Annotated in this window: 12 protein-coding genes, 1 pseudogene and 1 riboswitch; of the genes and pseudogenes, 10 read left to right on the top strand and 3 right to left on the bottom strand. The window is 41.0% G+C overall.

Going from position 1 to position 15949, the window contains the following annotated elements:
* Positions 1-408 precede the first annotated feature (408 nt).
* Complete coding sequence (locus ACQY1Y_RS01165) at positions 409-3324, bottom strand: plasmid replication protein, CyRepA1 family (protein ID WP_430013807.1); 2916 nt, start codon at positions 3322-3324, stop codon at positions 409-411.
* Between the two features lie 453 nt (positions 3325-3777).
* Between ACQY1Y_RS01165 and ACQY1Y_RS01160 the strand changes: the two genes are divergently transcribed.
* The 8 genes and pseudogenes from ACQY1Y_RS01160 to thiC all read left to right on the top strand — a co-directional run bounded on the left by ACQY1Y_RS01160 (position 3778) and on the right by thiC (position 11320).
* Positions 3778-6090: a ribonucleoside-diphosphate reductase subunit alpha gene (locus ACQY1Y_RS01160; RefSeq protein WP_430013806.1), complete on the top strand. Its 2313-nt coding sequence runs from the start codon at positions 3778-3780 to the stop codon at positions 6088-6090.
* Positions 6091-6171: 81 nt separating this feature from the next.
* Entirely contained in the window at positions 6172-6648 is a 477-nt protein-coding gene (locus ACQY1Y_RS01155; protein WP_430013805.1) for a DUF29 domain-containing protein, read from the top strand.
* 3 nt (positions 6649-6651) lie between these two features.
* A complete protein-coding gene (locus ACQY1Y_RS01150) occupies positions 6652-7104 on the top strand; it encodes a DUF29 domain-containing protein (protein WP_430013804.1) in 453 nt (150 codons plus the stop codon).
* A gap of 12 nt (positions 7105-7116) precedes the next feature.
* A complete protein-coding gene (locus ACQY1Y_RS01145) occupies positions 7117-7569 on the top strand; it encodes a DUF29 domain-containing protein (RefSeq protein ID WP_002777790.1) in 453 nt (150 codons plus the stop codon).
* A gap of 11 nt (positions 7570-7580) precedes the next feature.
* A pseudogene (locus ACQY1Y_RS01140) lies at positions 7581-7682 on the top strand (DUF29 family protein); the annotation flags it as partial.
* 128 nt (positions 7683-7810) lie between these two features.
* The gene (locus tag ACQY1Y_RS01135) at positions 7811-7981 is read left to right on the top strand and encodes a hypothetical protein (protein ID WP_016515827.1); all 171 of its coding nucleotides are present in this window, start codon (positions 7811-7813) and stop codon (positions 7979-7981) included.
* 53 nt (positions 7982-8034) lie between these two features.
* On the top strand, positions 8035-9456 hold the full coding sequence (gene glnA, locus ACQY1Y_RS01130; RefSeq protein WP_002737277.1) for a type I glutamate--ammonia ligase: 1422 nt from the start codon (positions 8035-8037) through the stop codon (positions 9454-9456).
* Between the two features lie 376 nt (positions 9457-9832).
* Positions 9833-9929, top strand: a riboswitch (TPP riboswitch).
* A gap of 8 nt (positions 9930-9937) precedes the next feature.
* Positions 9938-11320 carry a phosphomethylpyrimidine synthase gene (gene thiC / locus ACQY1Y_RS01125; RefSeq protein WP_430013803.1) on the top strand — a complete coding sequence of 461 codons (1383 nt, stop codon included), beginning with the start codon at positions 9938-9940 and terminating at the stop codon, positions 11318-11320.
* A gap of 87 nt (positions 11321-11407) precedes the next feature.
* Here the strand turns inward: thiC and ACQY1Y_RS01120 are convergent, their stop codons facing one another.
* A complete protein-coding gene (locus ACQY1Y_RS01120; protein ID WP_002738011.1) occupies positions 11408-11947 on the bottom strand; it encodes a phycobiliprotein lyase in 540 nt (179 codons plus the stop codon).
* Positions 11948-12677: 730 nt separating this feature from the next.
* On the opposite strand from ACQY1Y_RS01120, the gene ACQY1Y_RS01115 reads away from it, so the two are divergent.
* On the top strand, positions 12678-13124 hold the full coding sequence (locus ACQY1Y_RS01115; protein ID WP_430013802.1) for a DUF29 domain-containing protein: 447 nt from the start codon (positions 12678-12680) through the stop codon (positions 13122-13124).
* A 53-nt stretch (positions 13125-13177) separates the two neighbouring features.
* Positions 13178-14245, top strand: coding sequence for a ribonucleotide-diphosphate reductase subunit beta (locus ACQY1Y_RS01110; protein WP_016515829.1), 1068 nt, complete (start codon positions 13178-13180; stop codon positions 14243-14245).
* Positions 14246-14639: 394 nt separating this feature from the next.
* On the opposite strand, the gene ACQY1Y_RS01105 is transcribed toward ACQY1Y_RS01110, so the two are convergent.
* Positions 14640-15560: an NAD(+) kinase gene (locus tag ACQY1Y_RS01105; RefSeq protein ID WP_002777783.1), complete on the bottom strand. Its 921-nt coding sequence runs from the start codon at positions 15558-15560 to the stop codon at positions 14640-14642.
* Positions 15561-15949 lie beyond the last annotated feature (389 nt).

Below are 15949 nucleotides of genomic sequence, written 5' to 3'. Positions count from 1 at the left end.
AACTGGATTTAATCTCGTTTCGATCGCTGTTTTGTCCGGTGGTTTGGGGGTGGGTGTCGGTGTCGGTTTGCAGGAGTTGGTGTTGCTGATTTGAGATAGGAAGCTTCTGGCAAACTAACTTTTAGATAGGATGGCACGGTTGGCATTCATAGCTTGATTCAGCAACGCCTTGTATTGTGGCAAAATTAACAATTTAATCTGCATCAAGCTGCGCTAATACAGCCGACATCGATCTTAATTTTTTCACAAGATATAAGGTTAATTATTTGTATAACAAGTCCCTAATACCATTTCTCTAAATGAAAACTACACATCGAATTTAAATCCCCCTTTAAGTTCCCCTTTTTAAGGGGGATTTAGGGGGATTAAACTTCTGTAGTCAGACTTTGGAGAATTGGTATAAGAACCTTATTCATACCAAAACTCGGAACTTCCCGCACATTTTTCGTCTCTAAATAACCATTGTTGAAACACTTGTTCTCTACCGTCATAAGGTGCAACAATCTGATAAACTTTTAGAGATTTTTTAGCAATTCTCTGGCTGCCCTTGTCAGTTAATTCATAACCTAACAAGTTTAAAAAATTACGAATAATCGTCAGAGGACGGGAAGTATTAGCGAGGTTAATCTTGGTGATAGTTTTAATCTCGTTACGGTTTTTAATGGCAATTTCCGCCATTTTTTGTAAATCGGCATCATGATTATTTAATTCTCTTTCAGGATTAGCTAATAATACGGGAATTCCCAACAATTCTAACGTCCCGATAATCACTCCTAATTGACTACTATTAAAATCGGGAATAAATAAACTTCCGTGACCTGATTCTATCAGTTTACGCGCAATTAAAGCATCTCGATCACACAAAAATTGTCGCCCAATTGTCAAAAAGTAATGTAAGCGTAGTTCTTGATACCATCCTTGATCATCTTTAATTACTAATTGTGGTGTGACGGGGATTCCATAGCGTTTGTATAGGTCATATTTCCTGATAATTCTCCTTTCTTTTACTGACTTAACTAACTGTTTTTTTAGCAGACGACACTCTGATTCCGTTATCTCGGCTGCGCTGGCAATTGCCTCGCATTCAGAACGATAATTATGTTCCATAATTTCTTCAATTGCTTCCGTTAACTGATTAGTTATGTCTAGTTCTTCTTCCTGATTTCGTTCTTTAATTCTATGACCTTCTGCTTGTAAAATCCCTAGAATTGACTGACGATAATTAAGCATATAAGCATTGACTCTTACGGCCATTTTTGCCCAACAGAGGAGAGATTCCGCTTGAAAAGTTGTATCTAAATCCTCCAGAGATTCTAAATCTGATTGGTGTAGTAAGCGAATATTAACCTCGGTTAATCGGTGTCCAGAGGTGAGAAGTTTGGGGATAGAAGTGGATCCATTGCCCACCTGATTAAATCCGTACACTGCTGACCAAATATAACGAGGAATATTCTCTCTAATTCTTCCTAAAAATTGAGCGATAGAAGTGGGATTCTGAATTCCCTGTGCTAAACACCAAACCGAGGAAAAGTGTTGCTGAATATCAATACTAATTCCCGTTTCGATCGCGGGACTAGCTAGAACTATATCATAGTTAAGTAACAACTGATTTAAATTGCCAATCGCTTGATAGGCAGCGTGACTAGAATCTTGCAATGACTCTGAGTCTATCCGCAGAACTTTCTTATGAGGAAATTGCTTTTTTAGATAAGACTCTAGGGTAATTGTTCCCCATTTGCTGGTTAATTTTTGTGCTGATAGACAAACAAAGGGTTTTCCTCCGTCTTTAATATGCTTGACCAAATCATTAACTAGCCGTTGGGGAGTATTATCGGAGTAGTTATAAACTCGCCAAGCTTCTTGATAACTAGGTTTCCACTCGTTACTAATCAAGAAAGTTTCTAGTTTAATTGCAGCTAAAGAAGTTAAATAATCTAGGGAAATATCACTTAAATCAGCATCAGCGACTAGGACTTTACCCCCACTGCTGACCACAGTTTGCAGCAAGGACTTTAGGGATTTTAAAATTGCCACACGATTAGTTTTACAAGTATCCCCATTTAACCCATGCCATAGAACCTGTTCGATCTCATCGATAATAATGATAGCACCTTGGCAATCTTCTGCTTTAAATTTAGCTTGTGATTGGGGATGGAGAGAGTCAATACATAAACCATAACCGTAAATTTGTGCCGCAGGATTATCTCTAATTTTGCTGATATAGTTTAAACCAAAGCGTTGACACAACTCCTCTACCAGTTTCACCCGATGACCAATAACTAAAACTTTTTGTTGATTGGCAATAGCTTGTTTAACTATCTTGGCTAAAAACTCAGTTTTTCCCGTACCTTTAGCCGATTTAATCGCTATTAACTGCGCTGATGTAGGAACAGAAATATCTGGCAAGTAACGGCTATTTAACTCTAGATGAGGTGGGAGAGTTAAACTATTTAAACTTGCTGCCTTCCAAATCTCCCAAGAGGTAGCTTTTTGATAGACTTGTTTAAAGTAATCTTCTCCTCGATTGATTAGTAAATCATCCACTCCTTTACCGTCAGCAGCATCCCAAGTAACCACCTTTACCTCACAGTTAGCCTGGGTGAATAGATAACCCATTCTCTGTAAAGCTAAATTAACCGCTTGCTGGGTTTTCGGTTTAGTTTCTTGGTCGAAAACTAGATAAATCTTGCGTCCGGAATTAGCTAATTTTTCTAGCTGCGGAATTAGATGAGATTTACCGATTCTCCTACCTAGTTCGTCCTTGGGAGTACGATAACCATTGTGAATCCCGGGTAAAGCAATTGTCACATAACCTGCTGTTAGTAATGCCCCCGCTTTTTTCGCTCCTTCCGTAAGACAAATAGGTATCTCTGGATGTTTGATTACCCAGGACCAAAAACCGAGATCCTCTTGCTTATTATCCACTTCTTCAGTTAAAATATTAATACTGATACGCTGGGCTACTTTTTGCCAAATTTTCAGGGGAACCCGCAAAGCAAAGACTCCCGTGGGGGTTTGGGGAGGATGTTCGTACTTAATCGGTTTAGCATTATCGAAGCTTAAACGGGGAAAATCGGGCTTAAAACAGCCCCAAGAGTCATAATTGCCCGTTAGTAGGTCGATTCCTGAACACCACCAACCGCCTTGACTGGTATGTTCATAACGCTTGAGAATACTATCCCTAACTCTGCCATCATTGCGTCGCGGTAATTCTTGGGAGTAGAGTAGGTATTCACTGGGAGATAACCCCGCTAAACTGGTGACATTGAGAGCGATTAACTCCGCATCCACCCCGCTACCACGCCATTCTTCTAAATATTTCATCCTTGTCCTCTACTGGCTAGACGCTATATATAGCGTTTTGTCCTATTATTCTAGCGGTAAGCCACTAAATAGCGAAAAGAGAAATTTTACTCTCTCAGAGGTTCTCAGAGGAAATTTGACTTTTAATCCACTCTTGTCTTAAATTATCGAAAAGTTAAGAACAAATAAAATCTCACCATAACCTCCTCAGCAGTCAGTCTGTTTTGCTATCAAAGAAAAAGCTTTTTGTCAAGCATACAAAAGAACCACTTTGAGAGAGAATCGAGAATTTTTTCCAGAAAATGTCATCCAAAACACGGTTTTTAGGGAACAAAATAATCCTGGTTATACCACATATAGAGTGATAAAATTATTTAACACGCTAGATGTTGTGTTTTCCCAGAAAATCTGATAGAATGCTCTAGTACAAATAGATTAATTTGTCAAGTTTTTTAACGCCGCAATTTCCCAATTATGCAATCGAAGCCCTTGACTACTGCCGTCTCCATTCACAAAAATAACGAAGTAATACCCTTTCGTTCTACCCCTTTAGCTAATATGGGCAGCCATGGAATTAGAGTGATTCGGCGCGATGGTTCCACCACCAGCTTAAATATCGGCAAAATTCGCGACGTGGTAGAGTGGGCTTGTGAAGGTAAAAAAGTCAATTCAATCGCCTTAGAAGCGGGTTTAACCACACGCCTGCGGGATGGGATTACCACTAGGGAAATACAGGATAATTTAATCAATTGCGCCCTAGAAATGTGTAGTCCCGAGGAACCGGATTGGCGCTATGTAGCGGGAAGATTGCATATTTGGAGTCTGTGGAAAGATACCTTAGTAGTCCGAGGTTATCAGTACGGAAATTACGAGAAAACCGTCAAAACTCAAGTTAAAAATCGGCTGTACGACGAAAGGATTCTCATCTATTCCGAAGCAGAATTAAAAGAAGCCGGTTCTTGGATTAATCCCGATTGGGATATCGATTATGATTACGCTGGGGCATTGTTAATCACTAGCCGTTATTTACTCAAAAATGAGTTACCCCAAGAGGCATTATTAACCTGTTCCTTACTGCTTGCCACTGTGGAAGAGCCGGCTAATAGACTCCCCTGGGCTAAGAAATTTTATCAAGCAATTGCTCAAAGAAAAATCTCTCTTGCTACCCCAATTTTAGCCAATTTACGCACACCCAAAGGTTCCCTAACCAGTTGTTTTATACTTTCCATTGATGACAGTTTAGAAAGCATTTTCAGCGAGATTACTAATGCTGCCCGCATCTCCAAAAATGGTGGCGGTGTCGGGGTGAATGTGAGTAGAATTCGCTCCACTGGTAGCTGGGTAATGGGGAAAGCTAATGCTTCTGGGGGGATTATTCCTTGGATTAAATTACTCAACGATACAGCTATTGCAGTAAATCAGGGGGGAAGACGCGCCGGGGCAGTAACTATCGGTGTTGACATCTGGCATTTAGATGTGCCAGAATTTCTGGAAATGCAGACAGAAAACGGTGATCAAAGACGCAAAGCTTATGATGTTTTTCCCCAATTAGTTATCACCGATGAATTTATGCGTCGGGTGATAACTAAAGCCGAGTGGACATTAGTAGATCCCTACGAAGTTCGCACAAAATTAGGTATAGAATTAGCGGAACTATGGGGGGAAGAATTTGAAGAGGCTTATCGTTTAGTAGAGGCTAATTTAGATAAAGAGGTTCTCCTCTATAAAAAAATCAATGCCCGGGACTTATTTAAAAGTATCATGCGTTCCCAAGTAGAAACAGGAATGCCCTACATTGCCTTCAAAGATACCATCAATCGCGCTAATCCTAATAAACACGATGGCTATATCCCCGGTGTAAATTTATGCACGGAGAGTTTCTCGAATGTCACCCCGGATAAAACTGCCCATTGCTGTAATTTAGTTAGCCTTAATTTAGCCAACATCGACAAGGAAGAAATCGAGTCTAATTGTCAAATCGCTGTCAGAATTCTCGACAATACTATCGATATCACTAACCCTCCCTTTGATAATGCTAAAAACCACAACGATAAATATCGCACTATTGGGGTAGGGGCGATGGGATTGGCTGACTGGTTAGCTAAACGGAAATTATCCTACAATAACCTGTCAGAAATTAGTAATTTATTTGAAGAAATTGGCTATTGGTGTACCTATTCCTCGATGGAATTAGCCAAAGAACGCGGCGCTTATCAAGCTTTCTTGGGTAGCGAATGGAGCCAAGGTAAATTAATCGGTGCTAAACCAGTGGAATGGTTTTTAAATAACGCAGTGCAACCGCAAAGATGGCAACAATTAGCCGAAGATATTCAACGATTTGGCATCCGTAATTCCCATATTACCGCCATTGCTCCTAATACTTCCTCCAGTTTGGTACAGGGATGTACCGCTAGTGTTTTGCCGGTTTATAGTCGCTTTTTCTACGATAAATGGGCAAAGGGAACCGTTCCCATCGCACCACCTTTTATTGAAGAAGCTTTCTGGTTTTATCCAGAGAATAAAAATCTCGAACAGCAGCAGGTGGTAAAAGCGATCGCTACTATGCAAGAATGGATCGATACGGGGATTTCTATGGAGTTATTATTCAACCTCAATGAAGGGGTTTACTTTCCCGCAGAACCTAACCGTTGTCTCACCGCTAAAGATATCTTTGATACTCTAATCATGGCGTGGGAATTGGGGTGTAAAGCGATTTATTATGTCCGTACCGTACAAAAGGACAATTTTCGAGAGTCTGACGATAGTTGTTCTAGTTGCGCTAATTAAAGTTAACTTGGGTGGGCAATGCCCACCTTAATTTTTTTATATAATTTAAAGGTGAGTTTTATTGATCACCTAATCACAGCTATGGATAAGACTTTATACGAACAGGATTACTATCTCTGGTTAGAGAAAACCATATCTTTACTAGAAAATCGTCAGTTTTCTGAGTTGGATTTAGAAAATTTAATTGAAGAAATAAAAGATATGTCCAGAAGAGAACGTCAGAAGTTAGAGAGTTTACTAACTAAACTCTTGGAACATTTACTTAAATTAACTTATTGGCAATCTAAGCGCGATTACAATAAAAACAAGTGGCGACGAGAGATTTTAAATTTTCGCATTCAAATAAAAAGAATTATTAGCAACAAAAAGGATGGAAACTATAATACAAACTTAGTATCTTATCTCACCGAGATTCTCGATAAATGTTATGAGGATGCTTGCCATCTATTTGTCGAAGGTTCTGGCATCGATAAAAGACTTTTAAGTGCTACACCTATTGGATCAATCAACCAAATTTTAGATGAAAATTGGTTTCCTGAGTTTCTCGGAGAGGATTAAGCAATGAAGAGTGATTTATACGAACAGGATTACTATCTCTGGATAGAGAAAACCATATCTTTACTAGAAAATCGCCAGTTTTCTGATTTGGATTTAGATAATCTCATCGAGGAGATTAGCGACATGGGCAAAAGTCAACGACAAAGCTTAAAGAGTTATTTAACTCGCTTATTAGAACATTTGCTAAAACTGGTTTACTGGCAGTCGGAATTAGAATATAATCAAAGAGGATGGAAAAATGAAATTAGGAATTTTCGCCTAGGAATTCAACAAATTATTGAAGACAGTCCCAGTTTAAAGTCCTATCTATCGGAAATTTTCTTGCCCTGTTATCAAAATGCTCGTAAATTATTTTTGGAGCTATCGGGAATGGCTGAAAATTTGGTCAGTTTAGCTCCAATTTGCACTATAGAACAGGCGTTAAATGAGGATTGGTTTCCTGAAATATCAAAATAATGGGGGATAATTATGGAAAAGAACTTATACGAAAAAGACTACTATCTCTGGTTAGAAAAAACCATTAATTTACTAGAAAATAATCAGTTTTCTGATTTGGATTTAGAGAATTTAATTGAAGAAATTAGCAGCATTGGTAAAAGTGAGAAACGAAGTTTAGAAAGTTATTTAACTCGCTTATTAGAACATTTGCTAAAACTGGTTTACTGGCAGTCGGAATTAGAATATAATCAAAGAGGATGGAAAAATGAAATTAGGAATTTTCGTCGTGCCATAAAAAGAATTATTGCCGATAGTCCTAGTTTACAGCCTTATCTGATTGAAATTTTTAACAACTCTTTTCAAGAAGCTCGTATTTCTTTTATCGAATTATCGGGAATGGCTGAAAATTTGGTCAGTTTAGCTCCAATTTGTACTATAGAACAGGCGTTAAATGAGGATTGGTTTCCTGAAATATCAAAATAATGGGAATAATTATGGAAACGAACTTATACGAACATGATTACTATCTCTGGATAAAGAAAACCATATCTTTACTAGAAAATCACCAGTTTTCTGAGGAGGTTCAAAGACTGATCGGGTTCCAATTATTTTTATTAATAAATACTTTACACACTTCCTACCAGGTAAGCAAGAGGGCTACGCCACTACTACCAAATCATTACCCTGGAAGCTTTTCAGTGAGCAGAAAATCTCCAAACGGCCAATGTTTGCACAAACGAACCTCCTTGAAGTGTGGCAAGAGGCAGTAGAAGCTGATAGGCAAATCGCCATTCCGGGCGATTACCGAACTCAACAAGAAAATTACAGATTTTTTCAAGCTAGGATCAAAGATTTTGTATCGAAAAATACAAAACTGGACAAAGTGACTGTTTAGGATGGGTTTTTTGAGAAGCTTAAGAACCGATCCATAAGTCAAAGGAGTTTTCCATGCCCGAAACGCCACAAGAAGTCTTGAAAATGATTCAGGACAACAATATTAAGATTATTGACCTGAAATTTATTGATATGCCAGGTATCTGGCAACACTGCTCGTTCTACTACGATCAAATCGATGAAAGCTCTTTCAGCGATGGTGTTGCCTTCGATGGTTCCAGTATTCGCGGTTGGAAAGCAATTAACGAATCCGACATGGCCATGGTTCCCGATCCTACCACCGCTTGGATCGATCCCTTCTACAAGGAACCGACCCTAAGCATGATCTGTAGCATCAAAGAACCGAGAACCGGTGAATGGTATAGCCGCGATCCTCGCTCTATTGCCCAGAAAGCGATCAATTATCTTAGCACTACCGGTTTAGGTGATACCGTATATTTTGGACCGGAAGCAGAATTTTTCCTTTTTGATAGCGCTCGTTTTGACCAAACCGCCAACTCCGGCTATTACTACATGGATAGTGTCGAAGGTCGTTGGAATAGCGGTAAAGACGAAAAGGACGGAAATCTTGCCTATAAACCCGCCTACAAACAGGGTTATTTCCCCGTTAGTCCCACCGATACCTCTCAAGACATTCGCACGGAAATGCTCTTAACCATGGCCGACTGCGGAGTTCCCATCGAAAAACATCACCACGAAGTCGCTACCGGTGGTCAAAACGAGCTAGGGATTAAATTCTCTACCCTAGTACGGGCCGCCGACTACTTGATGACCTACAAATACTGCATTAAGAACGTGGCTAAGAAATACGGTAAAACCGTCACCTTTATGCCCAAACCCATCTTTGGCGATAATGGTTCCGGGATGCACGTTCACCAGTCTATCTGGAAAGATGGTCAACCCCTGTTCGCCGGGGATAAATACGCCGGACTCAGCCAAATGGCACTGTACTACATCGGTGGTTTGCTTAAACACGCTCCCGCTCTCTTAGCTTTAACTAACCCCACCACCAACTCCTACAAGCGTCTCGTCCCCGGTTTTGAGGCCCCAGTAAACCTGGCCTACTCCCAAGGTAATCGCTCCGCTTCGATTCGGATTCCTTTATCGGGAAGCAACCCGAAAGCTAAACGTTTAGAATTCCGTTGTCCTGATGCGACTTCTAATCCCTACCTCGCTTTTGCAGCTATGCTCTGTGCTGGTATCGATGGGATTAAAAATCAAATTGAACCGGGAGAACCTCTCGATGTGGATATCTATGAACTCAGTCCCGAAGAATTGTCAAAAATACCCTCTACCCCCGGTTCTCTAGAAGCAGCACTAGAAAGTCTCGAAAAAGATCACGCTTTTTTGACCGATTCTGGTGTTTTTACCGAAGACTTTATCCACAACTGGATCACCTACAAACTCGATAACGAAGTTAACCCGATGCGCTTACGTCCCCACCCCTACGAGTTCTCTCTCTACTACGATGTCTAAGGTTTGATTGATAATTAATCCTAGGGTAGGCTTTTGCCTGCCCCTTTTTTTCGGAATCAGCAGGGGAGTGGGGAAGTGGGAAGTTTTTTGCCGTGAACAGTAAACAGTAAACAGTAATCAGTGAACTGAAAACTCGGCTCTTCTCGACTTTGTGTGATAATTTTTGCTTATGAAATCGTGAAATGTTTACTGGGAAAGACTTTTAGGACTATTTTGTTAAATAAACTATCAGTATAGACCTCGTTTCCACACAGAAACCAGAAGAGCCAAAACTCACATCTGATAACTGATAACTGATAACTGATAACTGATAACCGCCTAATCAAACAACAATCTTAAGCTTGATCTCCTCAGTCGTCAACAGTGATACAATTGCCGTCATAGCTAGGGGTGTCTGAGGCAATCAGGCTGAGAAAGACCCTTAGAACCTGAGACTGGGTAATTCCAGCGTAGGGAAGCTGTTTACAGAGGAAATAAAATTATGAGACAAGAATGGGTTGCCCCCCGGCGCGGACAAGCAAATGTATCGCAAATGCACTACGCCCGTCAGGGGATAATTACCGAAGAGATGACGTATGTGGCAAAACGGGAAAATCTCTCTCCCGAATTGATTCGCAGCGAAATCGCCCGAGGAAGACTGATTATTCCCGCTAATATCAATCACCTCAACCTCGAACCCATGGCGATCGGTATTGCTTCTAAGTGTAAAGTTAATGCTAATATCGGGGCTTCCCCTAACTCCTCGAATATTAACGAAGAACTGGAAAAATTACACCTAGCGGTCAAATACGGCGCCGATACGGTAATGGATCTTTCCACCGGTGGCGGTAATTTGGACGAAATTCGCACCGCGATTATCAATGCTTCTCCCGTCCCCATCGGTACTGTACCCATCTATCAAGCGGTGGAAAGCGTTCACGGCAATATTGAAAAACTCACCCCCGAAGATTTCCTCCATATTATCGAAAAACACGCCAGGCAAGGGGTGGATTACATGACGATTCATGCGGGAATCCTCATCGAACACCTGCCTTTAGTCAAAACTCGTCTGACCGGGATTGTCTCCCGGGGGGGTGGTATTATTGCTAAGTGGATGCTGCACCACCACAAGCAAAATCCTCTATATACCCATTTCGACGAAATTATCGAGATTTTCAAGCGTTATGACGTTTCTTTTAGTCTCGGTGACTCCCTACGTCCCGGTTGTACCCACGATGCTTCCGATGCAGCCCAATTAGCGGAATTGAAAACCCTCGGCCAACTGACGCGTCGCGCTTGGGAACACGATGTACAGGTGATGGTGGAAGGACCGGGCCATGTTCCCATGGACCAAATTGAATTTAATGTGAAAAAACAAATGGAGGAGTGTAGCGAAGCACCTTTCTATGTTCTTGGTCCCCTTGTCACCGATATTGCCCCCGGATACGATCATATCACCTCGGCGATCGGGGCGGCTCTGGCGGGTTGGTACGGGACGGCGATGTTATGTTATGTCACCCCGAAAGAACATCTCGGTTTACCCAACGCTGAAGATGTGCGAAATGGCTTAATTGCCTACAAAATAGCGGCTCATGCGGCAGATATCGCCCGTCATCGTCCCGGGGCGCGGGATCGTGATGACGAACTCTCCATTGCTCGTTATAATTTTGATTGGAATCGTCAATTTCAGTTATCCTTGGACCCCGATCGCGCTAAGGAATACCACGATGAGACTTTACCCGCAGATATCTATAAGACTGCGGAGTTTTGTTCGATGTGTGGACCGAAATTCTGTCCCATGCAAACTAAAGTCGATGCCGATGCGATTACGGAATTAGAGAAGTTTCTCGCTAGTCAGAATCAAGACAATTTAACCCCGGTTTAAAGGGGAGTTATGGGAAGGGCTGATTTGATTTCAGCCCTATTCCTAGGATAGAAGTCAAAATTCTGGGAATAGCCGCCATTTTTTTGACTAATTAACCCGTTTTTCTAGATATTGACCGATCATCAATTCTTGACCGGCGCGAGAGATAATAGTTTGTCGAGTGCGATATTGTTGACCGATGAGTTTAATTTCCTCTTCAAAGACAGAACCGGCGTATTCTGTTCTCAGACAGAGAGTAGAGGGGTTAGGAAAGGTATAAATGGCACTAACGGGTTTATCCGTCGCAAATCCCCGATCGCGATAGAGAATATTATCTAAAATACCGAATATAGTGGAACCGTTGGAGGGTTTTTTACTCTGGGGACGGAGATAATTACTTTGCCAAGTCACTTCCGTACCACCTAATAAAGTTGTATCTTCCAGATTATGTAAACGGGCCAGTTGAATTAATGGTTCGCTGCCCTGGGGTAAATATTTAATCTCGATGGCGCTGATAACTTCTTGGGGTTCCGTTTCTTGGGTGAGGGTGTAATAACGTCTCTGGGATTGCCAGCGTCCTTCTGTCTGCTTAAAAAAGGCTAAAGCCAAAGTTTCTAGCGATAATTGGGCGGTTTGAATTAATGTCATAGAAATAAAACCTTTCCTGTTTTTTGGTAGAGCAGATTTGTTATCCTTTGTCAAGAGTTTGCCAGAGAATTGTTACACATCTTAATACAATTATAACCCTGCATGGAAATTAAGTGGTAGGAGTGTTGAGGGAGATAATTGGGAAAAGCCGCACAGATACAGCATTTACAGGGAAAAAACGGGATAAGATTGCTAAAAACTGCGAACTTATCCTAGTTACTTCCATTCACTCTTATCTATCGATTAATTCTGTCAAATTGGCTACAGTCAGGCCGAGGTTCTTCCCCCAACCCCTTTTTTACTTTTTAAGTATCTCAGCAAAATTAATGGCTCTTCTAGGTTCTGTGTGATAAGTTTAACTTACATAGGATTGATCGATCTTTGTGTCCTTTGTGTCTGGAGTGGTTCGTTCCACCCCCTCGCTAGGAGGAATGTATCTTAGAATACATTTTACCCACCAAACCTGGAAGAGCCGATATTCCTGAACCGAGAGTGTCCCCAACCCAAAAACATTTATTAACCGATATTTTAGTCATTGCTATTTTAGCAGTTATACGATAAATTTCCCTCTTGACTAAGTTGGTAGAGCAAGTTTCTTTGTTCTATGTTAAGATGTTGGGGGCTTCGTTTTTGGGTCTGATTTGTTTTTGTTAATGATCAGACAGTACCTGATGAGCATTTCTTTGTCAACTCTTGAGGTTGATGCGTTTCATTTTTGAATTGGCGAATTATGGAAAAGAACTTATACAAAAAAGACTACTATCCCTGGATAGATAAAACCATATTTTTGCTAGAAAATAATCAATTTTCTGAATTAGATTTAGAGAATTTAATTGAAGAAATAAAATCTATATCTATCAGTCAACAGAAAGCATTAAAAAGCAATCTGAGCGTGATTTTATGGCATTTACTAAAATACTTACAAGAGCCAGAAAAACAAACCAGAAGCTGGGCATTAAACCTTTTTGAGCATCGCGAAAGAATCGAAGAAGATTTAGAAAATAGCCCTAGTCTTAAGAGTTTTTTAACAGAAGAAAATTTCAAAAAATGCTATAATAAGGCTAGAAAAAAAGCCGCTATTGAAACAGGGATAAACCTAGATAAATTCCCGAACGATTGCCCATTTACTTTGGCAGAAGCCCTAGATTTTGAATTTATCCCTAATCAAACCATTTGACTTTTTACCGAAAACCTATTATAAACTAAAAGTGCCTTAATGTCCAAGTAGTCATGTCCTTACATTTAGTTAATTCTTGCCATTCGATGCCCATTTCCCCGATCTTCAATCCGTCGGGAGATGATGCGATCGAAAACCGTTCGATCTGGTTTGGTAACACCACCAACCTGATGCAATTAAACGATGTCCGCTACACCTGGTCGGTGGGTTTATATCAACAAATGCGGGAAAATTTCTGGATCCCGCAACGCTTAGATATCACTCAAGACGTGACTGAATACGGGCATCTTACCGACGAAGAAAGATATGCTTATGATGGTATTTTGTCCTATCTAACTTTTCTTGATTCCGTGCAAACCTGTAATATTCCCCACCTAAAAGGTAGCGTCACTGCGCCAGAAATTAGTCTTTGTATGGCGGAACAAATTTCTCAAGAGGCCATGCACAATCAAAGTTATCAATACTTAATTGAAACGATTATTCCCTCGGATCGCAGAGGCGAAGTTTATGACTTTTGGCGCACCGATAAAGTTCTCAAGGATCGCTGTGAATTTATTGCTAGTCTCTACCAGCAATACATCGATAAACAAACTACTGAAAGCTATTTTATCGCTCTTCTTGCCGACTATTTACTGGAGAGTTTGTATTTTTATAACGGCTTTATCTTTTTCTATAATCTCGCTTCTCGACAGCTAATGTCCGGTAGTGCTGACGTTTTCAAAATGATCAACCGGGACGAATTAAGTCACGTCCGTTTGTATCAAAAACTTATTCCTGAAGCCATGGCAATTTTTCCCCATTCCGTTGAACAGATTTATGAGATGTTCGATAGTGCCGTTAAACACGAATGTCGCTGGACAAATCACATCGTTGGCAACGACATTTTAGGTATTACCGAATACAGTACCGAACAGTACACTAAATACCTCGCTAATATTCGGCTAAAAGCGATCGGACTTGAGCCTTTATACAGGGAAGAAAAGTATAACAAAAGTCCCTATAACCATCTGGAACGCTTTTCCGATACCAAAAAAGAAGGCCACACCAAAGCTAACTTTTTTGAAGCAACTGTTACCAGTTATGTTATGTCTTCTGGCTTAACTGGATGGGATGAAATTTAAAATTTAAGGGATAATAATAACCCAATTTCTTACCATAAAGTGGCAACTTTGTCAAATATTTTGACAACTTTTGACCCTCTCTTGCAGAAATACCGACAATCAGCAAATGCGCTTCTGGGTTTGGGGGGTTCTACCCCCAAAAGCCTAGATTTACTGATAAAATCGGAAGTAATGACCAATTTTAGAAGATATACTTAGGGCTTGCTCAATAAATCTAAAAACCTTGTTGGATAAGGTTTTTAGACTTTTTTTCCCTCAAAAAGTGTCGACCTTTGGAGTGATTGGGGGGAAAATTCAGGGACTTTTTCCCTGAAAATTAGGTAATTGACCCCCTCAAAATCGGTAAAACCCTACACCCTACACCCTGTCCCCACGAAAAACTTTGCCGCAAACCCTAATTATGACGATTGCCATCATAATGAATTCTCGCCCCGGCCCATTGCAGTTTTTCCTGTAGAGTCTGATAAAAAGAATAACTTTCCCGCAGGATAATAAATTGGGCGAATTTTTCGGCTTTAGTAACTCCCACCCATTGCCCGGGCCAAATGGAAGTGGCTAAAGCACCATCCATCCAGAGTTTAGTATTTAACTCGTAGTCTCCTAGAGGCCAAATACTGACCAGAGATGCCGGGGGAATGACAATCGGCCGACTGGAGAGACTCAAGGGACAAATCGGGGTGACAGCGATCGCTTCCATGCCGGGGTGTATAATCGGACCATTAGCGGAAGCGGTGTAACAGGTGGATCCCGTGGGAGTAGCCACTAATAGTCCGTCGCCTTGGTACTGATCTACTATTTCCCCGTCCACTTCGATTTCGAGGATTGAGGTGGGCATCCTATCGATACTAGCGGGTTTCACACACATCTCATTCAGGGCATAAAATGCCTCGCTCACTGGCTGCGGATTTCTTTTATCCCCTTCATAGATTCTGGCCGTTAACATCATCCGTTGTTGTACCGCATAGTGATCGGATTGTAAACGCTCCCAGACCGTCTCCGTATCCTGGAAAATCTCAAAAGGTTCCGTTAAAAATCCCAGATGGCCGCCGACATTCACCGCTAAAATCGGAATGTCTTCGTGAGCTAAATAGCGAGCGGCGGCTAAAATGGTTCCATCTCCGCCCAAAACGATGGCAAGGTCGATTTTTTCCGATGCTGAGGCTAAAAATACCGGATAGGGATTATCTTTAAAGCCACTGGGTCCCATTAAAACTTTACACTGACGGGCTTCTAACTGTTTAGCGCATTTTTCCGCCCATGCTTTACTTTGGGGATGGTTGGCCTTATGAGCGATGATGACTTGTTTTAACTGCACAGAGTTGAGACCTTTTTCGGAGGTTCTATACTTTTAACAATAGCAAGACCGGGCAGATCGGGTGAAAAGTGAGTAGGGTTTTCTGAAAAAGTTTGTTAGTGGGGTCAGGAGTCAGGAGACAGCTATCAGGGATCGGATTTGAGTTTTCAGTTCACTGTTTACTGATCACAGCAAAAAGCTGACGGCTTATCGCTCTTCGGCTCTTCTAGGTTCTGTGTGATAAGTTTAACTTACATAGGATCGATCAATCTTTGTGTCCTCTGTGTCTTTGTGGTTCGTTCCACCCCCTCGCCAGCAGGACTGTATCTTAGAATACATTTTACCCACCAAATCCAAGAGAGCCAAATTTGAGTTTTTATTAGAAAAAAAGTTAGCGATCACTTGTCAAG

The sequence above is a fragment of the Microcystis ichthyoblabe FBCC-A1114 genome, assembly GCF_050500245.1.
Classification (GTDB): Bacteria; Cyanobacteriota; Cyanobacteriia; order Cyanobacteriales; family Microcystaceae; genus Microcystis; species Microcystis ichthyoblabe_A.
Note: the sequence above shows the minus strand (reverse complement) of the source record. Positions and strands in the feature narration are given on the sequence as shown.